Here is a 21,003-nt window from a genome sequence, read left to right as displayed (position 1 = left end):
ATTTATCACGCGCCGCTTTGGCTAGGGCCGCAACCAGCCTGCGGTTCCTCGCAACACCTGGCTTTGCCAGTATCTTGCGGGCATCAATCTGCCGGTATGGCGGCTCGTTCTCCAAAGCCGGGCAAGTCCCCCGCCTCAAATCCGCTGACAATCCATTCACCGAAATGAATTGGTCTATTCATGGCACTTAGGCTAATCGAGATCAGAAGAAGAACAAAACTGGAAACACCTGATGTCTGCCGAAGCGAGCTCTCCTGCCATCAAGAACGAAGATAGTGCACGCGGCTTCGCCTTTGCACTGACGGCTTATCTTCTGTGGGGATTCCTGCCGATCTACATGAAGGCGCTGGCGCATATTTCGCCGGCGGAGGTGATTGCCCATCGCGTGCTCTGGTCTGTTCCGATTGCCGGCCTCGTGCTGCTTGCGCTCGGACGTACGCAGGACATCCGGGACGCGCTGCGTTCGCCGCGCATGCTCGCAATGGCTGCACTGACGGCAGCCCTCATCACCGTTAACTGGGGTACCTATGTCTGGGCGATCGGCGCCGGACATTCGCTCGATGCCGCCATGGGCTATTTCATAAACCCGCTGATCAGCATCTTCATGGGCTCGGTGCTGCTCAAGGAGAAGCTGCGCCCCGCCCAGATCGTCGCAATCGGCCTTGCGGCCATTGCCGTTGTCGTTCTTGCCGTCGACGGAGGCGGGCTTCCGTGGGTGGCGCTGACCCTCGCCTTCAGCTGGGCCTTCTATGCCTTCTTCCGCAAGACATTGCCGCTCGGCCCCAACCAGGGCTTTCTGCTCGAGGTACTGATTCTGAGCGTTCCGGCCGTCCTCTACATCGTCTATCTGGAGTTGTTCAGTGGCGAAGGCCACTTCGTTCAGACCGGCTTCAGCGATACAGCGCTGCTCTTCGGCTGCGGTATCGTCACTGCCGCGCCGCTGATGATCTACGCCAACGGCGCAAAGCTTCTGAAGCTCTCGACGATCGGAATCATGCAGTACATCGCGCCGACGATGATTTTCCTGATCGCGATCTTCGTCTTCCACGAACCGCTTGATACGGCGCGCATGATCGCCTTCCCGCTCATCTGGGCAGGCCTCGTGCTCTATACGTGGTCGATGCTGATCGCAAACCGCGGGCGCTGAGCAAGCGTCTCACATCTTCGAAATCACGGCATCTTCGCCCTCACGGTCGGCAGCGAGTTCGGCTGCCTGTGCCATGATGGCTGGAATAATGCCGGAGACGTCGTCGATGACGAGCGGCTGCACGCGATGGGCGGTGTGCACGAAGCCCTCATCCGTCATGTGCTTCATCAGTTCCATCATCGGGTCCCAGAAGCCCTTGATGTTGGCGAAGACCATCGGTTTTTCGTGACGGGCAAGCTGCGCCCAGGTCATGATCTCGACGATCTCCTCCAGCGTGCCGATCCCGCCCGGCAGTGCCACGAAGGCATCGGAACGTTCGAACATCAGGTGTTTGCGCGCATGCATGTCCGGGGTTACAATGAGCTCGTTGAGCTGGCCGAGGGAATGGCGCGTCGCCTCCATGTCGATCAGGAATTCGGGGATGATGCCGGTCACCTGCCCCCCATTGGAAAGCACGCCGCTCGCAACAGCACCCATGATGCCTTTGGTGCCGCCGCCATAGACGAGCCGCAGGCCGTATTCGGCGATTTCCTTGCCGAGCGAGCGCCCGGCGGCCATGTATGCCGTATCGCGTCCGGGCCTCGACCCGCAGTAGACACAGATGGACTGAATTGAGTGAGATTGATCGCTCATATGGGAAAACAACTATTCCATGCCTGCGCAGTCAAGAAAAATGACACAAAAGCTGCGCGTTGAGCCTGCGTCTCTGCTTTGAATGCTTGTGAAAAGCAACGGGAATCGCTAGCAATTTTTAATACTACGGCACATTTGCCGTCTGGGGAGAGTGAATGATGAGAAATCGTGCCGGCTTGCTGGCCTTCGCAGTGCTTGCAGTTGCGATCCTTCTGATGGTCTTCGTGGTCATGCCCCGGATCGGCGAAGACACGTCGAAAATCGGCGATGCCATCAATCAAGCAGGCTCCGAGGTCAAGAACACGGTTGAAGAAGCCGGCAAGAGCGCGCGGAACGCGGCTGCCGACGCGGCTACGACCGAGAAGCTCGGCCGTCTTTCGGCCGACGCAGGTCAGTCTCTCACGCAACTTAAGGCGCTCTTTGCGGACGGCAAGGGTCCGACCGTCGAAGCATTCGATGCCGCCAGGACGAAGGCGGCTGGCTCGCTGAAGGCGCTCGCCGACTTCGCAATCCCCGAAGGCACCGATCCGGCGACCGCGACTGCCGCCACGAAAGCCAAGGTCGGCGCGGTAAAGGCGCTTGCAATCGTCCAGGCCCTGCCGGAAAACACCGCCGACGCGCTTGCCGCCATTACCAAGGCCGAAGCCGAACTGACCGGCGCGATGGGAAGCCAGCCTGCGGCGACCCCACCGGCGACCGATGCGAATATCGGCTCAAAGCTCCCCGCTTTCGACGTCCTGCGCGTAGAGCCGGACGGATCCACCGTCATCGCTGGTTCGGCCACGCCCAACAGCAAGCTCGAAGTCATGGACGGCGACAAGGTCGTCACCACGACGAATGTCGGGCCGACCGGTGATTTTGCCGCCGTCCTCGACAACCCTCTGGCGCCTGGCGACCACCAGCTCGTGCTCAAGGCGACCGGCAAGGACGGCAAGAGCCTGACTTCCGAAGAAGTCGCAACCGTTTCCGTGCCGAAGGACGGCAGCAGCTCCGAGCTGCTCGCCATGGTTTCCAAGCCAGGCGCAGCAAGCCGCATCATCACGGCGCCCACGGCCGGCACGCCGGCTGCTCAGCCCGCAGCAGGCGAACAGGCTTCCGCTCAGCCCGGTTTGCCGGCCGGCTCGCCGGAGATCGCCAATAACGCACCGGTAGTTCCCGATGCGCCGCAGGCAGGCGCAAGTGCTGCAGCTCCGGCCGAAGTGATGGTCAACGCGGTTGAAATCGAAGGCAAGAAGATCTTCATCGCTGGCACCGCCAAGCCGAACGCCAACGTGATCGCCTATGCGGACGACGCCCTGATCGGCAAGGCAACCGCAGGCGGCGACGGGCATTTCGTCATCGACGGCGTGATGGACCTTTCGGTCGGCGACCACAAGATCCGCGTCGATGTCGTCGACAGCAGCGGCAAGGTTCTCATTCGCGCCTCCGTCAATTTCACCCGCCCGGCAGGCGACCAGGTCACCGTAGCAGCCCAGCCCGCCAGACCACCCTTACCCGACGCTGGTGTCGCGATGGTTCCTCTCGATGAAGGCGAACTCGGCAAGTTGAGAGCAGATGCGGGCAAGGCGTTTGGGCTGCTGAAGGGCCTTTTTGCCGACGGCAAGCTTCCCGGCGCCGAGCAGCTTGCGGCAGCCCGTTCAGCAACCGAATTCGCGCTTCGCTCTGTCGTCGAATTCCGTCCGGCAGCAGAAGCAACGCCTGCCTTCAAGCAGACGGCAGGCGCAGCCTCGCAGTCGGCCTCAAGCGCGCTCGCCATGCTCCAGGCACTGCCGAAGGATACACAATCCGTAGGCGACGCTCTCGCAAAGCTTGGGACGGCGATTGATGGTCTTACAGCCTCGCCTGCGCCAAAGGCTGGCAGTGCACCGGCTTCAAGCGAAGTTGCGGCCGATCCGAACCAGCCGAAGACGATCGAGCAGGCGCCACTGACGGCAAATAACACCGCCGTCATCATCCGCCGCGGCGACACGCTGTGGCAGATTTCGCGCCGCGTCTATGGCCTCGGCGTGCGCTACACGACGATCTACATGGCGAACGAAACCCAGATCAACAATCCGGACCGCATCCTGCCCGGCCAGATTTTCGGCCTGCCGAAGGAAGCCCTGCCGAACGCCGAAGAGCTTCATCGCAAGCGTATTTCCGGCGAGCACCTCTAAGCCGGACCAGGTGATGGAAAGGCCGGGCCGATATCGCGCCCGGCCTTTGTCTTCCCCTGGGTTTTCACATGTTGCATTCGCATGCCGCGCACCCTATGTGGCGGAGACGGCGATCCTGTCTGCGGAGGCTCAAGCGGGCATCTCCGCTTTTTGCACTTTTGCCGTATCGAAACACCGCATCAGCGGCCGAGCCCGACCGGGCTGGAGATAAGCATGGCAAACAGCAAGACGGTTTCGCAATCCAACCTCCTGCGGACGCTCTTCAATCTTTGGCCCTACATGTGGCCTTCCGGCCGGACGGACCTCAAGATGCGCGTCGTCTGGGCAACGGTCTATCTGCTCGTCTCCAAGTTTGTGCTGCTGCTCGTTCCGTATTTCTTCAAATGGTCGACCGATGCCCTGAATGGCCGCGTGGATCTCGCCGGAACCCTGCCCCCGCTCCTCGTCGGGGCGACCGTGCTGGTCATCGCCTATAACCTCACCCGCCTGATCCAGCTTGGCCTCAATCAACTGCGCGACGCGCTGTTTGCAAGCGTCGGCCAATACGCCGTGCGCCAGCTCGCCTACCGGACTTTCGTGCACATCCACGAACTCTCGCTGCGCTTCCATCTGGAGCGCAAGACCGGCGGCTTGTCGCGAATCATCGAGCGCGGCACGAAGGGTATCGAGACGATCGTGCGCTTCACGATCCTGAACTCGGTTCCGACCGTCATAGAATTCCTGCTGACCGCCGTGATCTTCTGGTGGGGCTACGGTTTTTCCTATCTCGCAGTGACCGCCTTCACCGTCTGGGCCTATATCTGGTTCACGATCCGCGCGTCGGACTGGCGCATCGCCATCCGCCGGACGATGAACGAAAGCGATACCGACGCCAACACCAAGGCGATCGATTCGCTGCTCAACTTCGAGACCGTCAAGTATTTCGGCAACGAAGAGATGGAGGCAAAACGCTTCGACAGGTCGATGGAACGCTACGAGAAGGCAGCGACCGATGTCTGGACCTCGCTCGGCTGGCTGAACTTCGGCCAGGGCGTCATCTTCGGCCTCGGCACGACGGCCATGCTTTTGCTTTCAGCCTTTGCCGTCCAGCGCGGCGAGCAGACCATCGGCGACTTCGTCTTCGTCAATTCCATGCTGCTGCAGCTTTCCGTGCCACTGAACTTCATCGGCTTCGTCTATCGCGAAATCCGCCAGGGACTGACTGATATCGAGCAGATGTTCGACCTGCTCGACGTGACGCCCGAGGTAACCGATGCGCCCGACGCTGCCCCGCTCAGGATTGATCAGGGCGCCATCAGCTTCAAGGACGTGCATTTCTCCTACGATCCGCTGCGCCCGATCCTTAAGGGAATTTCCTTCGAAGTCCCCGCCGGCAAGACCGTCGCAGTCGTCGGCCCGTCCGGCGCCGGCAAATCGACGCTTTCGCGCCTGCTCTACCGTTTTTACGATATCCAGAGCGGCGCGATCACCGTCGACGGCCAGGATATTCGCCATGTCACCCAAAAGAGCCTTCGATCGGCGATCGGCATGGTTCCACAGGATACCGTGCTCTTCAATGACACGGTTGCCTACAATATCCGCTACGGCCGCCCGTCGGCCGGCGATGCCGAGGTGAAGACGGCTGCTGAAATTGCCCAGATCGCGCATTTCATCGAGTTATTGCCGGAGGGTTTCGAAACCAAGGTCGGCGAGCGCGGATTGAAGCTTTCTGGCGGCGAGAAACAGCGCGTCGCCATAGCCCGCACCATCCTCAAGGCGCCCCCGATCCTGATCCTCGACGAGGCGACATCGGCGCTCGACACGACGACGGAGCGGGAAATCCAGGAGGCCCTTGACGTCGTTTCGAAGAACCGCACGACACTCGTCATCGCCCACCGCCTGTCCACTGTCATCGGCGCGGATGAGATTATCGTCTTGAAAGGTGGCGAGATAGCCGAGCGCGGTACGCATGCGGCGCTGCTCGAGAAAAACGGCCTCTACGCCTCGATGTGGAACCGCCAGCGCGAAGCAACGCAGGCGGAGGAGCATCTGAAGCAAGTGCGCGAAAGCGACGACCTGGGCATTGTTGCCCGTCTGGCGCCGGCAAGCTGATCGTTCGAACCAAAGAGCCGCTCTGTCGTTTTGCTGTTTAGAACCATGCCATAAGGTCGGGCGGTAGCGGCACGGCATTGCTCCCGCAGGACTTTTTCTGTAACCAGCGGGAACGAAAAAAGCGCGAGGAGATCAGCGTCGATGAGCTTGCTCAATACCGTTCGAAACACCATCGTTCCGGTGCACAAGGAAGGTTATGTATTCGTTGCCGCCTTCTTCGTAGCGTCGCTGATCCTTGGCTGGATATTCGAGCCGCTCTTCTGGGTCGGTCTCGTCCTGACGCTCTGGTGCGCTTACTTCTTCCGTGATCCCGAGCGCATGACCCCGCAGGACGATGACCTGGTGATCTCGCCTGCCGATGGCAAGGTCTCTTCGATCCAGATGGTGACGCCGCCCGCCGAGCTGAACCTCGGCAACGAGCCGATGCTGCGCATCTCCGTCTTCATGAACGTCTTCAACTGCCATGTAAACCGCGCACCGATGCGTGGCCGCGTCGTCAGCATCAACTACCGGTCTGGCAGCTTCGCGAATGCCGAGCTCGACAAGGCCAGCGAAGACAACGAGCGCAATGGTCTGGTCATCGAGACTGTCCGCGGCCAGATCGGCGTCGTGCAGATCGCGGGCCTCGTCGCCCGCCGTATTCTGTGCTGGGCCAATAATAACGAGCCGCTGGATGCCGGCGAGCGCTTCGGCCTTATCCGCTTCGGCTCCAGGCTCGATGTTTTCCTGCCGGCCGCCGCAGCAGCACGTGTTTCGCTCGGCCAGACGGCGATTGCAGGCGAAACGGTACTTGCTGAATTCGGCTCCCCCAAGGGACCGGTCATCAGCCGCCGCAGCTAGATCGAATGGAGCGCGCTATGGAGACGCCTTTTCCGCCCTTCGAACCGAACGGTCCGAACGATTCGGCACGCGGTCCCCGGCTCCGCGAAATTCCGCTGCGCCTCGTCGTTCCCAATCTCATCACGATACTGGCGATCTGCGCAGGCCTCACCGGCATCCGCCTCGCTTTCGAGAGCCGTTACGAGCTGGCGGTGATAATGGTGCTGCTGGCCGCCTTTCTCGACGGCATCGATGGGCGCGTCGCCCGCTTGATGAAAGCAACCTCCAAATTCGGCGCGCAGATGGATTCGCTCGCCGACATCGTCAATTTCGGTGTCGCGCCCGCTCTCGTCGTCTATGTCTTTGCGCTGGACAGCGCCCGCTCCATCGGCTGGATCGCCGCGCTGATCTATGCAATCGCCGCAGGCCTCCGCCTTGCCCGCTTCAATGTCATGGCGGAACGGGAAAATCGCGCGCCCTGGCAATCTGAATATTTCGTCGGCGTGCCTGCTCCTGCCGGCGCCATGCTGGTGCTGCTGCCCGTCTATCTCGGCTTCCTCGGCCTCACCGAAGACCGCACCTTCGCCTATATCTCTTCGGCCTATACGGTCCTGATCGCTTTCCTTTTGATCAGCCGCCTGCCGGTCTGGTCCGGCAAGTCGGAAGGCAGCCGATTGCGGCGCGATCTGGTGCTGCCGCTGATGCTCGGCGTCGTGCTCTATGTCGCTCTGCTGATGAGTTTCACCTGGGAAGTCATGGTGTTTACCGTCATCGTCTACCTGCTGTCGCTGCCCTTCGGAGCACGGAGGTGGCGATTGAAATACGGTACGCTCACGATCGAAGAACCGGGCGACGGTGACGACGATATGGGCCGCCACATCTGATTTAGCAGTCTCCCGGTAAGGCCCGACGGACCCGAGGCTTCGCATCAAGCCTCGCGCAATGTGCATTGCGTACACAATTCCTGATAGATCATGCCTCTATTTCGTCGTTTTTGGCAACAAAAGAGCAGATCAATGAAGAGTCTAGGGAATCGCGTAAGGAGAGTATCGTGACCTCGAAGAAGACAGACCAGGCGGAACAAGCGGCAAAGCCGGATCTGAGCTCACATTACCGCCCGCTCGGGCTCAAGGCCGTTCTGGCCGCCGCGCTGATGCTGAAGAGCAAGCCGGCCCTCGTCAAGAAGATCGCCCAGGCCTGACGGAAAAAACGAACGAGCAGGCTGATCTCCAAAAGGCTCGTCAGTAAGACGACATCGAGAACCCGCCCAACGCGGCGGGTCTTGGAGCACCGGCTGCAGCAGACACACGCCATCCAATCCAAAAAATCCAGCAGATGCCGCCACGGCCATCCGTAGGCGGTCCCCTCCAAACCCGAAAGGGGCGGTCGCGATCGAGAACACCTGGTTTTCCGTAATATGCTCAAGGGTACAAGGTTTCAGAACAAGCTGAGCTGGCCGTCGCCAGCTTCCTTGCCGGGCGCTTTCGGCGGTTTGTCGATCACCAACGGCGTCTGCAGGTCGGCTCCCATGTTGGCGACCTTGTTGACCTTGTCTGCGATGGGGATCGCTTCGAAGAAATCCTCGTCCGTCGGCTGCATCAGGCCGACGACGTCGCGCGGTTCCTGCGTCCTGCAGTCGAGCCATCGGGCGAAATCCTCCGGCTTGATGACGACCGGCATGCGATCATGGATCGATGCGATGGAAGCGTTTGCCGCCGTGGTCAGGATTGCCCCCGTATCGACTTCCGAGCCGTCGGCCGACGACCAGGTCTCCATCAGGCCGGCGAAGGCAACCACGCCGCCGCCGCGGGGCCGGATCCAATAAGCCTGGGGCCTCTCGCCGCTTTTTTTCGAGGGACGATGCCATTCGTAGAAGCCGGAAGCCGGAACGAGCACGCGGCGATGGCGCATGGCGGCGCGGAAGGATGCCTTGCCGATTGCGGTCTCGGCCCGCGCATTGATCAGCAGCGGAAATACCTTCGGATCCTTGACCCAGGACGGCGTGAAGCCCCAGCGCACCAGCACGGCGCGGCGATCCGGAAGATTGCTGCCGCGCTCCTGCGCCTCGCCGGAAGCAACGACGAGGATCGGCTGCGTCGGCGCAATATTGTAGCGCGCGGGAAAGTCCTCAAGCTCCAGCAGCCCAAGTATCTCCTTCAACTCCTCCGGGCTCAGCGTCAAGGCGTAGCGTCCGCACATGAAGTTGTCCTTTCACCCTGTTTCGCAACGGTCAAGTCGCAGCCCTAGCTGCGCGGGCCGAAGAGGATGATCGCCGTACCGGCAAGGCAGACGGCCGCCCCACCGATATCCCAGCGGTCCGGAACACGGTTTTCTGCAAGCCACAGCCAGACAAGCGATGCGACGATATAAATGCCGCCATAGGCCGCGAAGGTGCGCCCGGCCGCCTCGCTCGGCACCATCGTCAGAAGCCAGGCAAAGAGGGCAAGCGAGACCATGCCCGGCGCGAGCCAAGCAATCGGCTTGCCCAGCCTCAGCCAGGCCCAGAAGGCAAAGCAGCCCGCGATTTCGAAAAGGGCTGCAAATGCGTAGATGATATAGGTCAGGGTTCCCTTTCCTTCGAATCGGCGATTGAATATCAAAACGAGAATACGGAAATCCGCGACCGAGTGTAGAGACGACAGGTCATGACCTCAAAACCAAGAGCAGCGTCTTCAGCAATCCTCGAGCGCAACGGCCGCTTTCTCCTCGTGCTCCGCCGCAACCCGCCGTCTGCGGACATGTATGCTTTCCCCGGCGGCCGGGCGGAGGACGGCGAGACGCCTGACCAAACGGCCCTGAGGGAACTTGAGGAGGAGACCGGCATCCGCGCCTATAGCCCGCAGCTCCTTGCGACCTACGACCTGAAGGCCCATGCCGCCGACGGCAGCGTCAGCAGCCACTTCCTCCTTTCGGTCTTCACCGTAAAGGCTGACGCGGAAGCTGTAGCCGAGGCGTCGGACGACGCAGCGGCTCTCGGCTGGTACACCGTCAAGGAAATCCGTCGCTTGCCGGTGCCGCAGTCGGTGCTTGAATGTGCCGAACGGCTCTGCGTGCAACAATATCGGCGTGGATAGTCATCAGCCTGCCTTGTTCCGGTCACGGCGCAGGTATCATCTATCAACATGATTCCCGTTCGACGCGTTTTTCTGTCTCTCGCTGTCTGCGCCGGCTCGGCAATGGCTGCTGCGGCATGGGCGCAGGACAAGGCTCCGCCGGCGGTGAGCGAATCGGTGCCGGCAGCGCCCGTCGTCGTGCCTTATGACGACAAGCTTTCGCGGCTGGCGGAGGTGATCGGCTCGGTCCACTACCTGCGCACGCTCTGCAAGGCGCCGGGCGGCAGCGAATGGCGAAGCGACATGCAAAAGCTGCTGGATTCGGAGACGAGGGATGAACCGCAGCGGAAGGAAAAGCTGACGGCGGCGTTCAACCGCGGCTACCGCGCTTTTGCTTCAGTCTACACCGATTGCACTCCGTCAGCCATCGTGGCAGAAGAGCGCTACCGTAACGAAGGTGCAACACTCGCCACGGAAATTACCTCGCGCTTTGGAAATTAGGGATAAATTAACCTGTTTTCACTCCCGCACGTGTCGTTTTGGGAAAAGGCTGATAGACTTGTTAACCAGGCAGTAAGGCATGCAATTTGAGGAAGAGATAATGGAACCAAGCCTCAATGACATCGACGACATGATCGTCCACGAAAAGATGCAGGCGGCTCTGGAATACCACAACGAAGCCTGGGCCGACGGTATGGCTGACGGTATCGAGCCAGAGATCATTGCCGATACGGCAATCGTTCAAGCGCTGCGCGAAACGATCCGCCGCCATGGCGAAAAGGGTGCAGAAGCGCTGCTTGATTCGCTGCGCGAACGAATGCTGGGTGGCGAATTTTCTCCGAACCGCACCCTGCAATAACAGAGAGTCTCATGCGTACCGGTAAGGACACCGAATCGCGGCTACCGATCGCGCCGCTCCTGCTCGCTGTTTGCCTCAGCGCCGGCATTCTGGCGGCTCCTTCGGCAAGTGCTCTTTCTGAACTCCAGAAGATTCCGGGCCAAGCCGACCCGCAGGCGGCCGATCAGGAAAATTCCGGACAGTCCCAGATACCGTCTTCAACGCCTCCGGGCGTGCCGATGCCGGACCCCCTCATCAGCAAGGACAGCAGCCAAGGGAGCGACATGACGCCCGGCGCTGATGACCAATCGAAGCCTGTCGAAGTGATCTACGACATCAGCAAGGCTCCAGAGCCTGTGCGCCGCATGCGCGAGCAGATCGTAGAAGCCGCAGCATCCGGCGACCTGGAGCGTCTGCGACCGCTCTTCGGCAGCGGTGCGGAACAGACGCAAGTGTCCGTGGGCGAACCCACGGACGACCCGATCGGCACGCTGAAAGACCTATCGGGCGACCCTGACGGCGACGAAATCCTCGCAATCATGCTCGACGTGATCTCGACCGGTTTCGTGCATGTCGGCGCAGGCACGCCGGACGAGATGTATGTCTGGCCTTATTTCGCCGAGAAGGATCTGAAGGCTTTGACCCCGCCGGAACGCGTGGAACTGTTGCGAATCGTCACTGCGGGCGATTTTTCCGACATGCAGGAATTCGGCGGCTACAATTTCTACCGTCTCGGCATTACGCCGGCCGGCAAATGGAAGTTCTTCACGGCCGGCGACTGAGCTTGGCTTTTCAATCCCGCTTGCAGCCAGCGCACGGAAGACCTACTTCTGAGCGATAACGAACGCGACAGGTTCAGCCATGCCAGCCGTCTTTCTGAAGGATCGCGCGCTCATCCGCGTCAGCGGGGCCGACGCCGAGGCCTTTTTGCACAATCTCATTACGACCGACGTCGTCTCGCTTTGCGCAAGCGAAGCGCGGCCGGGCGCGCTGCTGACGCCGCAGGGCAAGATCCTGTTCGACTTCATGATCTGGCGCGACGGCGCCGATTTCATCATCGAGACGGACACCGGCCAGCAGGATGCACTCTTGAAGCGGCTGGCCATTTACAAGCTGCGCGCCGCCGTGACACTTGAACCGGACAAAGACCAGGGCGTTACCGTTTCCTGGGACGAACAAGCCGCGGAAGGGGTGGCCGACAGCCGCTTTGCGAAGGCCGGCGGGGTACTGATTCGCCGCGGTGGCAATCATGGTGCGGCCGATGCCATGCTTTACGATGCCCTGCGCGCCGAGCACGGCGTTGCGATTTCCGGTCGGGATTTCACCCTGCAGGACGCGTTTCCGCATGACGTGCTGCTGGATCTGAACGGTGGCCTCTCCTTCAGGAAGGGATGCTATGTCGGTCAGGAAGTCGTTTCCCGCATGCAGCACCGCGGCACCGCGCGCCGACGTGTCGTATCAGTCAGCGCCGATGCCGAACTGCCCGCCACGGGGACCGAGATCACGGCTGCCGGAAAGCCGCTCGGCGCGTTGGGCACCGTCATCGGCAGCAATGGGCTTGCGATCGTCCGCATCGATCGCGCCGGCGAAGCCATCGCAAACGGCATTCCGCTGCTGGCGGGAGAGACGACCGTTTCGCTGAGACTGCCGCCGTGGTCCGGCCTCACCTTCCCTGCCGTCGCAAACGAGGTAAGCGCGTGAACAAGGAGCCGCGCGCATGGCAGCGCATGCTGTCTGGCCGACGCCTGGATCTGCTCGACCCCTCGCCGCTGGATGTCGAACTCAGCGATATCGCCCACGGGCTGGCGCGTGTCGCGCGCTGGAACGGCCAGACCCGCGGGAACCATGCCTTCTCCGTCGCCCAGCACTGCCTCGTCGTCGAGGACATCTTCCGGCGGTTCAACCATGCGACGCCTGACGATTGCTTGATGGCGCTGCTGCACGACGCCCCCGAATATGTGATCGGCGACATGATCTCGCCGTTCAAGTCAGTCGTCGGCGGCGGCTATAAGGCCGTGGAAAAGCGTCTCGAGGCGGCCGTTCACCTGCGCTTCGGCCTGCCGCCGCACCCGTCACGGGAACTCAAGGAAAAGATCAAGAAGGCCGATACGATCGCGGCATATTTCGAGGCGACCTGCCTTGCCGGTTTCACGCCTGTCGAAGCCCGGAAATTCTTCGGCCAGCCGCGCGGCATCAGCAAGGACATGCTGTTGATCGAGCCGCTTCCGGCGCTGGATGCGCAGCGACTCTTCTGCGAGCGCTTCGAGGCGATCGAAATGATGCGGAGGAGCACGAAACTATGACGAGGATCGTCGTTTCGCCCCTTTCCGGGATCGCCGAAATGGCGGTGCGCCACGGCGCGCGGGAAATGATCAGCCTGATGGCAAAGGAACAGGCCTTCCACCGGCCCGGCGTGATTGCCGCCGACCGCCATCTACTTCTGTATATGAACGACATTGCCTTCAAGGGAACGGGAAAGCTGGTCGCGCCTGAGGAGGAGCATGTGCGCCGGCTGATCGATTTTGCCGCCGCCTGGGACCAGCGCTCTCCTCTGCTGATCCATTGCTGGATGGGCGTATCCCGCTCCCCCGCCGCCGCCCTGATCGCCGCGCTTTCGCTTGCGCCTGAGCAGGACGAGATGGCGCTGGCAAAGCGCCTGCGCATCGCCTCGCCCTATGCGACGCCAAATGCCCGCATTGTCGAAATCGGCGATGTGCTGCTTCGACGAAAGGGCCGTCTGGTGGATGCCGTGCGCGCCATCGGACGCGGTGCCGATGCCGATGGCAATGCGCCTTTCGTGTTCTCGGTAAAGACCGAATTGGTCGGTTGACGCTTCCGCCTCCTGCCCCATCTAGCCTCGGCATGGAGCAGGCAACGGACGTCATCGCGGCAACCCGCACGGCGCTCAACGAGGCAAGCGCGCTTGCCGTGCAATATGCGTTCTCGATCCTTGGAGCGATGATCCTTCTGATCGCCGGCTGGATCATGGCAAGCTTCGTGAGCCGTTGGGCCTATGAAGGCATGTCGCGGGTGCGTGGCATCGACGAGACGCTGGCGCGTTTCTTCACGAATGTCTTGCGCTATGCACTGTTGATCCTCGTTTTTGTTACGGTTCTTGCCCAATTCGGCGTTCAGACTGCGTCGATCATCGCTGCTCTTGGCGCTGTGGGCCTGGCGATCGGCCTTGCGCTGCAGGGAACGCTGCAGAATATTGCAGCGGGCATCATGCTGCTCATCCTGCGCCCCTTCCGGGTCGGGGAGTATATCGAGACGAGCAGCGTCTCGGGCACCGTTCGCGAGATCGGTCTCTTCGCCACGGAATTGAAGACATCCGACGGGCTCTATCGGCTCGCTCCGAATTCCATCCTCTGGAACACGCCGATCACCAACTACAGTCGTGAACCAACGCGCCAGAACGAGCTGAAGATAAGCCTCGCCTATGAAGACGATGCCGATGCCGCCATGGAGCGATTGCTCGGCTTTGCCAAGGCCGACCCGCGCATCCTTAGAACGCCGGCCCCTGCCGTCTTCATCGACAGCATGAGCGGCGCCACGATCGGTATCACGCTGCGCTACTGGGCCAAGACCGGGGACTGGTGGGGCGTGAGCCGCGACATGATCAAACGCGCCAAGCTCGCCGTAGACCGAAACGGGCATCTCATTCCCCCCTACGGCACGCAAGTGCCGCCCAGTCCGGCGGACGCCGACGCCGAAGGGATAGCCGGCGAGCCGGCGATGTCCGAAAGACAAGGCCGCCGGTAGGCAACCGGTGCTCCGCCGCGGAACGTTTTGACGCTCTGTCGGTTACCCTTCCAAGGAGATTGACCGATGCCGCTGCCGAACTACCGCGATACGTTTGTGCAGTGCCTGCAGACCCTGAAGGGACTTACCGGGCCGTCGGAAGAATATGTCCGGTTTCGCTGGCAGGCGATCTATCTGACGCGCGGACGCTTCTCCTATTTCTTCCAAGGCGCGCTCGACGGTCAGGTCAACGGCTTTTCCGGACAGCAGATCGATCTGACCAACGGCGAAATAACCCTCATTCCCGCCCGTTCCGCCGCGCTTTACGGGGCGACCTTCGGGCTTAACGAGGCAATCACCGCCTATAATGGTCCGGCAAAGTCGGTCATCGACGTCGCACATGCCTTCAACGAGGCAAGCGAGATGAGCTACCATCCGGAATTCTTCTATGTCCGGATGAACCTGCTACACAGCGCCAATGACAGCCGGATGGGCTTTACGCTCGATCCGCGCCTCAGGGAAAATACCAATCTCATCTTTGTCGGCGTTGAAGACCAGGTGACGGCGGATTTGCTGGAGGAAAGCGATATCGCTCGCTGGGTAGCGCAGGAAAAACCGATGGCTTCGACGGACTGGTACGCCGAGCGCTTCTACTACAGTTGAGAAGACGGCGCGTCTTGCCCCTTCATTCGATAACGCCGCAAGCCAGCCTTGCGCCTGCATCGCCCGCCGGCTGACTGCGATAGTCATCCGAATTTGCGTGGATCATGAGGGCACGGCCGCGAACGCCGTCCTCCTTGCCGTCAAGCGTGGCCATGCTGTTGAAAACCTGTGCGCGCAGGACGCCATGTTGATCGACGAACTGGTTCGGCATATCGCCGGCATGCGGACCCTTGGCTGTCAGGATGCCGTGCTCGGCCTTCGTCGGATCGAAATGCTTGCCTGCCGATTCATGATGGGTGGCCGGGTCGCATTTGCCGACTTCGTGGACATGGAAACCTACCCATCGGTTTGCCGGAAGGTTAGAGACCTCCAGCTCGATCAATACACCGCCGCTGGCCGCAGCCGTCAGCGTAGCACGGCCGTTTTCCTTGCCGTCCTCTCCGACAAAATTTGCAACTGCCGTCTGCTTGTCCTGCGCAATTGCCATCGAAGCCGTTGCGGCAACGGCAAATGCCGCGATTGTGACGATCCTGGCCATCCGGATTCCTTCCATTTTTGAGAGCTTATTGTTCCCAACGCCTCATGGAGGAAGGTGTTCCTGCTGCAGACCAGGCAAAGAAAAAGCCGGCCATCGGGGCCGGCTGTCGATTGCTGCAGGTCAAGCTCAGGACGCGATGTCGAGGTCGTACTGGCCGTATGTATTTCGGTAGATTTCGGAGGCGTGATCGCTCTCGCCCGCCGCATTTTGAGAATTCGATGCAACGCTCCCGGCGCCGCTATCGCCAAGTTCGATCATCAGCGCAAGAACATTGTCGCCAGCTGTAGAGCGCGGCTGGCCTCCGGCATCGTCTTCACTGAACCGCTTGAAAATGCCGGGCTTTTCATCAGCTGCGCGTTCCCCGCGGCTCAATACGCCGTCTCCATTCGCGTCCAGCCGCGAAAGGGTCGCCAAATAGGCATAAGACGTTTCTGAAACAGATGAAACATGAGTCATACAAACCTCCGTTCACCGCCTTTTTTTCGGTGATGTCTGTACGCAATACGATCGGGAAAACCAAAAACTGACTCGGTGGGTAAACTGTTTTGCGAGTCGGGTCAATAAGTTGTTAACTTCTCATTAATCAAGATTGACAAAGCTTTTACGCGAAGCTTGCCGCCTCGCATCCCGCGTGCATGCGGCATTGCGAAAAACATGCGATTTTTGATATACGTCGCAGGCAACCGATTGTTAATTCGACCAACAGATAATGATTGCACCGGGTTGCCGCAGCGTAACCCGTCGTTTCCGGTATTGTTTAATAGTTTAAATGAATATTCAAAATTTTTGAGAAAGGCTTGCATGCCCGGCGCCAAGCGCGGCGTTTCCTGCTCGGATCTGAGCTGTGGGATCAGCGGTGATTCGTAGTGGCCTGCATGCAGGAGTAATTGCCCTCATGGATGCTGAAACGCTTTTTTGGCAGCAATGCACCCAAGCCGTAGGCAGCGACGGTTCAGTCGACGCCAAGCGCCTCATGGCGCTGGTCATCGAGTCCTATCGAAGCCATGGCCGCAACCATGCCCTTTTCGCCCTCGTGCTCGATAACCTGCCGCTCGGTCTCAGCGTCTTCGACGCGGCACAGCGCCTGATCCTTTGCAACGACCGGTTCCGCCAGCTCTTCGGTTTCTCCGCCGATCAGGCGGTCCCTGGAGTTTCGGTGCGAGCTCTCAGTACCAGGATCCGCGGAAAAGAGAGGAAGATGGTGCGATCCAAATACCGATCCAAAGAGGCGCCCGCAGTGCCGCCCGGTCAAGGTAGAATCCGCCGGCGCGAATGGCTGATGGATGACGGCCGCGTTATCTTCAGCGTTGTGACCGTCTTACCGGATGGCAGCAACATCGCGATCCATTCCGACATTACCGAAGAGCGGAAGGCCGCCGAGCAAATCGCCCACCTCGCGCATCATGATCCGCTGACCGGCCTGCCGAACCGCATCCGCTTTCGTGAGCAGGTCGACGCAGCTCTTTCCGAGCGTGCGCCGGACGAGCAGATCGCGCTCGTGCACCTGAACCTCGACCGCTTCAAAGCCATCAACGATACGATGGGCGTTTCGACCGGCGACACCATCCTTCGCCAGGTTGCCGAACGCATCCGTGCATCGGCCAGCAGCGAGAACACGCTGGCCCGCCTCGGCTCCGATGAATTCGCAATTCTTCAACGCGGAAGGCAGCAGCCGTGGAATGTCACGGCGCTTGCCGACCAGATCCGTCGAGAGCTTTCCGAGCCCTTTTTTCGCGGCGACAAGCAGATCGAGCTCAGCGTCTCGATGGGAATTGCACTGGCGCCAGAAGATGGCGCCGAGACCGACGTATTGCTCCGCAATGCCGGCGTCGCGCTCTCGCAGGCCAAGGCGGACGGACGCAAGCATGAGCGCTTCTTCACCACCGAGATGGCATCAAGCATCCAGGCCCGCCACGCGCTCGAAGCCGACCTTCGGCTGGCATCCCACAACGACGAATTCGAACTGCATTACCAGCCGCTCTACGACCTGCGTCAGCAGCGCATTTGCGGTTTCGAAGCCCTTCTGCGCTGGAACCATCCGACGCGCGGCCGCGTGCCGCCGATGGAGTTCATCCCACTTGCCGAAGAGGTCGGCATCGTCGTCGATATCGGGCGCTGGGTTCTCAGAAAGGCGTGCAGCGAGGCTGCCTGCTGGCCGGAAGACATCAAGATCGCCGTCAATGTCTCGGCGATCCAGTTCACCAGCGGCAATCTTGTAGCCGATGTCGATGAGGCCATTGCTGAGGCTGCGATATCCCCGGCGCGGCTGGAACTGGAAATCACCGAAAGCGTGCTGATGGAAAATCTCGACGATACGCTGCCGATCCTTCATGCCCTGAAGGAACGTGGCATCCGCATTTCCATGGATGATTTCGGTACCGGTTATTCGTCGCTGAGCTACCTGAGCAGCTTTCCTTTCGACAAGATCAAGATCGACAAATCGTTCGTCTGCGGAATATCCGAAAACAAGGAAGCCTATGCCATCATGCACGCGATCATCCTGCTCGGCGACGCACTCGGCATGCGCGTCACCGTCGAGGGCGTCGAGACGGCCGAACAGAAGAGCCTGCTCGAAAGTGAGGAATGCGACGAGATTCAAGGCTACTACATCAGCCCGCCGGCACCTGCCCGGGACATCGCGCGGCTGCTTTCAGCATCGCGCTCCGGATCCATGGAGAAGGTGGGTTGAGAGCTTCATTGCGACTCGTGCCGGGAAGCTTTATGCGAAAGTCCCAGCGCTTCCAAAATTCCGGTGACAGGCATGTTCGACGCCAAGGCCTTTTCTCCTTTCGAGAGTCTCGCGGCCAAACTCACTTTCTACGCCACGGAAGGCGATGACGGGTCGCATGACCTTGCCCATATCCTGCGCGTCTTCCGCAATGCGATGCGGATACATGCAACAGAGGGCGGAGACGGTCGGATCCTCGCCGCCGCCGTTTTGCTTCATGACTGCGTCGCAGTCGAAAAGAGCTCCCCGTTGCGGTCCAAAGCTTCGACACTCGCGGCACAGAAGGCATCCAGCATCCTGGAGAGACTGGGCTGGGCGGCAGATGAGATCGCGGCCGTCGCGCATGCGATCACCACCCACAGCTTTTCTGCCAACATCACGCCCGAAACCCTGGAAGCGAAAATATTGCAGGACGCCGACCGCCTCGATGCAATCGGCATGGTGGGCGCGGCGCGCTGTTTTTATATCGGCGGTCGCATGGCGTCTGGCCTTTATGATCCATTCGATCCGGCTGCCGAACGACGCCCCCTCGACGATCGGCGTTATGCCATTGACCATTTCCAGACAAAGCTGTTCAAACTTGCCGACGGATTCCAGACGGCGGCGGGGCGCGCCCTTGCCGCCGAACGCGACAAGCGTCTGCGCGACTTTCTCACAGCATTCATGGACGAGATCTAGGAGAACGAAATGCGCGTCAGCGATCTTTTCATCTATCCGCTCAAGAGCGCTCGCGCCATTGCCATCCCTTTCTCGGCGGTCGATGCATTCGGCCTTTCCGGCGACCGGCGCGCGATGGTGACGGATCCTGACGGTCATTTCATCACGCAACGCGAATTGCCGGCACTCGCACGGATCGAAGTCCGACCCGAGCCGGAGACTTTTCGGCTGGTGATGACGGGCAAGCCGGATATCGCCGTCCCGCAGCCGGAGCGCCGCATGGACGTCGTCGTCTGGAAATCCCTGGTGAACGCCGCAGTTGCCGACGACGAAAGCAATGCTCGGCTTTCCCAATGGCTCGGACGGGAGGTGAGACTGGTCTTCTTCGATAGCCAGGCACAGCGCATCGCCAATCCCGAATGGGCAGGCGGTGAGACTCCCATGACATTCGCTGACGGCTATCAGATCCTGGTGACGACGACCGGTTCGCTGAAAGCGCTCAACGCCAACCTCGCCTCGCTTGAGCAGGGCAGCGTCGGCATGGAGCGCTTTCGGCCGAACATCGTTATCGATACGGACGAAGCCTGGCTGGAGGACCGCTGGGCGGCAATCGAGATCGGCGCAATCCGTTTCGATCTGGTGAAACCCTGCTCGCGCTGCATCATGACGACGCAGGACCAGGTGACGGGCTCTCGCGATGTGCCAAACCCGATGGTCGCCATGAGCCGCATCCGCATGTCGGCAGACCGCCGCGTGCCCGGCCCGATTTTCGGCTGGAATGCCGTACCGCGCGGCTCCGGCCGGATCGCCATCGGCGATGCTGTCACCATCATCGAGGAACGGCCGGAAGGCTGGGCTTTCAAGGTGCGCGCGTCGGGTTAACGGCCCGCGAGCGCCGCATCGATCCGTGCCATCAGGTCCCGTGACAGCGGTCCCTTTTCCAAAGCGCCGGCGTTTTCCTCGACCTGGGCGACTGTGCGGAAGCCGGGAATGGGCAGCGTGCGTGGCGAGCGTGCCCATAACCATGCAAGAGCGCCTTGCGTCAGCGTGCGGCCGCCCGTGGTCAAAAGGTCGCGGACGGCTTCCAGGCGGGCTGCGAATTGCGGCGCGATGCGTCCATCCTTGAAATAAACCATCCAGTCGAGGCTCGAGGCGCGGACATCCTTGACGCCGACCGTCGTCTCCGGCGTGAATTTGCCGCTCAAGAGCCCCATCGCCAGCGGCCCGCGGTTGATCGACAAAAGGCCGTTCATCTCTATCACATCGACCATGGCCGGCACCGGCTCGAAGACATTCATTGTGTGCTGTACGGATACGAATCCCTTGCGACCTGCATGACGGGCAGCGCGATCGGGGAAGTCCGTGCTCCAACCGAAGGCGTCAATCTTACCTTCGCCCTTCAAAGCCTCGAGTACATCAAAAACTTCGTCCGACGCTTCCAGCGGAAAATCGTTCAGGTGGAACTGCAGGAGATCGAGCCGCTCGCGCTTCAGCCGGCGCAGCGACGTTTCCGCCGATTGGCGGATGAAGGCCGGATCGGCAAAGGCGCCAGTTGCCTGCTTCGTCTTCTCGTCGGTGGCAAAGCCGAATTTCGTGGCAATAATGATATTGTCTCGATTGCCAATCGCGTGGCCAACGATTTCTTCCGAATGCCCGGCGCCATAGTTCGAAGCCGTGTCGAAAAAGCGGATTCCGAGATCGACGGCGCAATGTATGGCCTCGATCGACTCGTCGTCGTCGACCTCCCCCCAGCCGAGTGGCACATCACCTGAGAAGAACGGCCCGCCGATCGCCCAGCAGCCCATGCCGAGCCTCGGGATTTCGCGGCCATTCCAGAGCTTGATCATTGTCGCATTATCTGTCTTCGTCAGCATGAAAGTCCTCCAAAGCAACATGAGCAGACATAGGCAGGACGCCGGAACGGATAAACCTCCAATTC

General features: G+C 60.7%; 25 protein-coding genes. 18 read left to right on the top strand and 7 right to left on the bottom strand.

Translation table 11 applies throughout. From position 1 onward, the window contains the following. Positions 1-232: 232 nt before the first annotated feature. A complete protein-coding gene (rarD, locus tag AM571_RS06510) occupies positions 233-1,147 on the top strand; it encodes an EamA family transporter RarD (RefSeq protein ID WP_074060715.1) in 915 nt (304 codons plus the stop codon). A gap of 9 nt (positions 1,148-1,156) precedes the next feature. Here rarD and AM571_RS06505 read toward each other — a convergent pair whose 3' ends face one another. Beyond that, complete coding sequence (locus tag AM571_RS06505) at positions 1,157-1,780, bottom strand: TIGR00730 family Rossman fold protein (protein ID WP_074060714.1); 624 nt, start codon at positions 1,778-1,780, stop codon at positions 1,157-1,159. Positions 1,781-1,935: 155 nt separating this feature from the next. Between AM571_RS06505 and AM571_RS06500 the strand changes: the two genes are divergently transcribed. From AM571_RS06500 to AM571_RS36885, 5 genes are all read left to right on the top strand, one after another. Next, a complete protein-coding gene (locus AM571_RS06500; RefSeq protein WP_074060713.1) occupies positions 1,936-3,936 on the top strand; it encodes a LysM peptidoglycan-binding domain-containing protein in 2,001 nt (666 codons plus the stop codon). 213 nt (positions 3,937-4,149) lie between these two features. Beyond that, the gene (locus AM571_RS06495) at positions 4,150-6,027 is read left to right on the top strand and encodes an ABCB family ABC transporter ATP-binding protein/permease (RefSeq protein WP_074060712.1); all 1,878 of its coding nucleotides are present in this window, start codon (positions 4,150-4,152) and stop codon (positions 6,025-6,027) included. A gap of 141 nt (positions 6,028-6,168) precedes the next feature. Next, on the top strand, positions 6,169-6,867 hold the full coding sequence (locus AM571_RS06490; protein ID WP_074060711.1) for a phosphatidylserine decarboxylase: 699 nt from the start codon (positions 6,169-6,171) through the stop codon (positions 6,865-6,867). Between the two features lie 17 nt (positions 6,868-6,884). Beyond that, entirely contained in the window at positions 6,885-7,730 is an 846-nt protein-coding gene (gene pssA / locus AM571_RS06485) for a CDP-diacylglycerol--serine O-phosphatidyltransferase (RefSeq protein WP_074060710.1), read from the top strand. 167 nt (positions 7,731-7,897) lie between these two features. Then, positions 7,898-8,047: a hypothetical protein gene (locus AM571_RS36885; protein ID WP_165918551.1), complete on the top strand. Its 150-nt coding sequence runs from the start codon at positions 7,898-7,900 to the stop codon at positions 8,045-8,047. A 236-nt stretch (positions 8,048-8,283) separates the two neighbouring features. On the opposite strand, the gene AM571_RS06480 is transcribed toward AM571_RS36885, so the two are convergent. Together AM571_RS06480 and AM571_RS06475 are read right to left on the bottom strand one after the other, a co-directional pair. After that, positions 8,284-9,045: an SOS response-associated peptidase gene (locus AM571_RS06480; protein WP_074060709.1), complete on the bottom strand. Its 762-nt coding sequence runs from the start codon at positions 9,043-9,045 to the stop codon at positions 8,284-8,286. A 44-nt stretch (positions 9,046-9,089) separates the two neighbouring features. Beyond that, positions 9,090-9,410, bottom strand: coding sequence for a YnfA family protein (locus AM571_RS06475; RefSeq protein WP_074063102.1), 321 nt, complete (start codon positions 9,408-9,410; stop codon positions 9,090-9,092). Positions 9,411-9,491: 81 nt separating this feature from the next. Here AM571_RS06475 and AM571_RS06470 point away from each other — a divergent pair, with 81 nt between their 5' ends. From AM571_RS06470 to AM571_RS06430, 9 genes are all read left to right on the top strand, one after another. Then, the gene (locus tag AM571_RS06470; RefSeq protein WP_074060708.1) at positions 9,492-9,920 is read left to right on the top strand and encodes an NUDIX hydrolase; all 429 of its coding nucleotides are present in this window, start codon (positions 9,492-9,494) and stop codon (positions 9,918-9,920) included. A gap of 48 nt (positions 9,921-9,968) precedes the next feature. Further along, the gene (locus AM571_RS06465; RefSeq protein WP_074060707.1) at positions 9,969-10,400 is read left to right on the top strand and encodes a TIGR02301 family protein; all 432 of its coding nucleotides are present in this window, start codon (positions 9,969-9,971) and stop codon (positions 10,398-10,400) included. Between the two features lie 100 nt (positions 10,401-10,500). Further along, positions 10,501-10,758, top strand: coding sequence for a hypothetical protein (locus AM571_RS06460; protein WP_027507415.1), 258 nt, complete (start codon positions 10,501-10,503; stop codon positions 10,756-10,758). An 11-nt stretch (positions 10,759-10,769) separates the two neighbouring features. Next, positions 10,770-11,519, top strand: coding sequence for a hypothetical protein (locus AM571_RS06455; RefSeq protein WP_074060706.1), 750 nt, complete (start codon positions 10,770-10,772; stop codon positions 11,517-11,519). Positions 11,520-11,598: 79 nt separating this feature from the next. Beyond that, positions 11,599-12,438 carry a YgfZ/GcvT domain-containing protein gene (locus AM571_RS06450; RefSeq protein WP_074060705.1) on the top strand — a complete coding sequence of 280 codons (840 nt, stop codon included), beginning with the start codon at positions 11,599-11,601 and terminating at the stop codon, positions 12,436-12,438. A gap of 26 nt (positions 12,439-12,464) precedes the next feature. Further along, positions 12,465-13,040, top strand: coding sequence for a YfbR-like 5'-deoxynucleotidase (locus AM571_RS06445; protein ID WP_074063101.1), 576 nt, complete (start codon positions 12,465-12,467; stop codon positions 13,038-13,040). Continuing rightward, on the top strand, positions 13,037-13,567 hold the full coding sequence (locus tag AM571_RS06440; RefSeq protein ID WP_074060704.1) for a tyrosine phosphatase family protein: 531 nt from the start codon (positions 13,037-13,039) through the stop codon (positions 13,565-13,567). Before AM571_RS06445 ends, AM571_RS06440 begins: the two co-directional genes overlap by 4 nt. Positions 13,568-13,599: 32 nt before the next feature. Further along, the gene (locus AM571_RS06435; protein WP_074060703.1) at positions 13,600-14,499 is read left to right on the top strand and encodes a mechanosensitive ion channel family protein; all 900 of its coding nucleotides are present in this window, start codon (positions 13,600-13,602) and stop codon (positions 14,497-14,499) included. 66 nt (positions 14,500-14,565) lie between these two features. Further along, complete coding sequence (locus AM571_RS06430) at positions 14,566-15,141, top strand: hypothetical protein (RefSeq protein ID WP_074060702.1); 576 nt, start codon at positions 14,566-14,568, stop codon at positions 15,139-15,141. A gap of 22 nt (positions 15,142-15,163) precedes the next feature. On the opposite strand, the gene AM571_RS06425 is transcribed toward AM571_RS06430, so the two are convergent. From AM571_RS06425 to AM571_RS36100, 3 genes are all read right to left on the bottom strand, one after another. Further along, on the bottom strand, positions 15,164-15,679 hold the full coding sequence (locus AM571_RS06425) for a superoxide dismutase family protein (protein WP_074060701.1): 516 nt from the start codon (positions 15,677-15,679) through the stop codon (positions 15,164-15,166). 126 nt (positions 15,680-15,805) lie between these two features. Continuing rightward, on the bottom strand, positions 15,806-16,135 hold the full coding sequence (locus AM571_RS06420; RefSeq protein ID WP_074060700.1) for a hypothetical protein: 330 nt from the start codon (positions 16,133-16,135) through the stop codon (positions 15,806-15,808). A 101-nt stretch (positions 16,136-16,236) separates the two neighbouring features. Then, a complete protein-coding gene (locus tag AM571_RS36100; protein WP_132552105.1) occupies positions 16,237-16,494 on the bottom strand; it encodes a hypothetical protein in 258 nt (85 codons plus the stop codon). Positions 16,495-16,574: 80 nt separating this feature from the next. Between AM571_RS36100 and AM571_RS06415 the strand changes: the two genes are divergently transcribed. From AM571_RS06415 to AM571_RS06405, 3 genes are all read left to right on the top strand, one after another. Beyond that, positions 16,575-18,368, top strand: a complete 1,794-nt coding sequence (locus AM571_RS06415) for a putative bifunctional diguanylate cyclase/phosphodiesterase (protein ID WP_074060699.1) — start codon at positions 16,575-16,577, stop codon at positions 18,366-18,368. Positions 18,369-18,440: 72 nt separating this feature from the next. Next, complete coding sequence (locus tag AM571_RS06410; protein ID WP_074060698.1) at positions 18,441-19,085, top strand: HD domain-containing protein; 645 nt, start codon at positions 18,441-18,443, stop codon at positions 19,083-19,085. Between the two features lie 9 nt (positions 19,086-19,094). After that, entirely contained in the window at positions 19,095-19,946 is an 852-nt protein-coding gene (locus AM571_RS06405; protein ID WP_074060697.1) for an MOSC domain-containing protein, read from the top strand. On the opposite strand, the gene AM571_RS06400 is transcribed toward AM571_RS06405, so the two are convergent. After that, positions 19,943-20,938 carry an aldo/keto reductase gene (locus AM571_RS06400; RefSeq protein WP_074060696.1) on the bottom strand — a complete coding sequence of 332 codons (996 nt, stop codon included), beginning with the start codon at positions 20,936-20,938 and terminating at the stop codon, positions 19,943-19,945. The genes AM571_RS06405 and AM571_RS06400 overlap by 4 nt on opposite strands. Positions 20,939-21,003 lie beyond the last annotated feature (65 nt).

Origin of the sequence: Rhizobium etli 8C-3, from assembly GCF_001908375.1 — a bacterium.
Taxonomy (GTDB): Bacteria; Pseudomonadota; Alphaproteobacteria; order Rhizobiales; family Rhizobiaceae; genus Rhizobium; species Rhizobium etli_B.
The sequence above is the reverse complement of the archived record's forward strand: the minus strand, read 5'-3'. Positions and strand labels throughout refer to the sequence as shown.

Bases quoted from the DNA above. Each gene is read 5' to 3' on its own strand.
- rarD (WP_074060715.1), top strand. From the start codon at position 233: ATGTCTGCCGAAGCGAGCTCTCCTGCCATCAAGAACGAAGATAGTGCA.
- AM571_RS06505 (WP_074060714.1), bottom strand. From the start codon at position 1,780: ATGAGCGATCAATCTCACTCAATTCAGTCCATCTGTGTCTACTGCGGG.
- AM571_RS06500 (WP_074060713.1), top strand. From the start codon at position 1,936: ATGATGAGAAATCGTGCCGGCTTGCTGGCCTTCGCAGTGCTTGCAGTT.
- AM571_RS06495 (WP_074060712.1), top strand. From the start codon at position 4,150: ATGGCAAACAGCAAGACGGTTTCGCAATCCAACCTCCTGCGGACGCTC.
- AM571_RS06490 (WP_074060711.1), top strand. From the start codon at position 6,169: ATGAGCTTGCTCAATACCGTTCGAAACACCATCGTTCCGGTGCACAAG.
- pssA (WP_074060710.1), top strand. From the start codon at position 6,885: ATGGAGACGCCTTTTCCGCCCTTCGAACCGAACGGTCCGAACGATTCG.
- AM571_RS06480 (WP_074060709.1), bottom strand. From the start codon at position 9,045: ATGTGCGGACGCTACGCCTTGACGCTGAGCCCGGAGGAGTTGAAGGAG.
- AM571_RS06470 (WP_074060708.1), top strand. From the start codon at position 9,492: ATGACCTCAAAACCAAGAGCAGCGTCTTCAGCAATCCTCGAGCGCAAC.
- AM571_RS06465 (WP_074060707.1), top strand. From the start codon at position 9,969: ATGATTCCCGTTCGACGCGTTTTTCTGTCTCTCGCTGTCTGCGCCGGC.
- AM571_RS06460 (WP_027507415.1), top strand. From the start codon at position 10,501: ATGGAACCAAGCCTCAATGACATCGACGACATGATCGTCCACGAAAAG.
- AM571_RS06455 (WP_074060706.1), top strand. From the start codon at position 10,770: ATGCGTACCGGTAAGGACACCGAATCGCGGCTACCGATCGCGCCGCTC.
- AM571_RS06450 (WP_074060705.1), top strand. From the start codon at position 11,599: ATGCCAGCCGTCTTTCTGAAGGATCGCGCGCTCATCCGCGTCAGCGGG.
- AM571_RS06445 (WP_074063101.1), top strand. From the start codon at position 12,465: ATGCTGTCTGGCCGACGCCTGGATCTGCTCGACCCCTCGCCGCTGGAT.
- AM571_RS06440 (WP_074060704.1), top strand. From the start codon at position 13,037: ATGACGAGGATCGTCGTTTCGCCCCTTTCCGGGATCGCCGAAATGGCG.
- AM571_RS06435 (WP_074060703.1), top strand. From the start codon at position 13,600: ATGGAGCAGGCAACGGACGTCATCGCGGCAACCCGCACGGCGCTCAAC.
- AM571_RS06430 (WP_074060702.1), top strand. From the start codon at position 14,566: ATGCCGCTGCCGAACTACCGCGATACGTTTGTGCAGTGCCTGCAGACC.
- AM571_RS06425 (WP_074060701.1), bottom strand. From the start codon at position 15,679: ATGGCCAGGATCGTCACAATCGCGGCATTTGCCGTTGCCGCAACGGCT.
- AM571_RS06420 (WP_074060700.1), bottom strand. From the start codon at position 16,135: ATGACTCATGTTTCATCTGTTTCAGAAACGTCTTATGCCTATTTGGCG.
- AM571_RS06415 (WP_074060699.1), top strand. From the start codon at position 16,575: ATGGATGCTGAAACGCTTTTTTGGCAGCAATGCACCCAAGCCGTAGGC.
- AM571_RS06410 (WP_074060698.1), top strand. From the start codon at position 18,441: ATGTTCGACGCCAAGGCCTTTTCTCCTTTCGAGAGTCTCGCGGCCAAA.
- AM571_RS06405 (WP_074060697.1), top strand. From the start codon at position 19,095: ATGCGCGTCAGCGATCTTTTCATCTATCCGCTCAAGAGCGCTCGCGCC.
- AM571_RS06400 (WP_074060696.1), bottom strand. From the start codon at position 20,938: ATGCTGACGAAGACAGATAATGCGACAATGATCAAGCTCTGGAATGGC.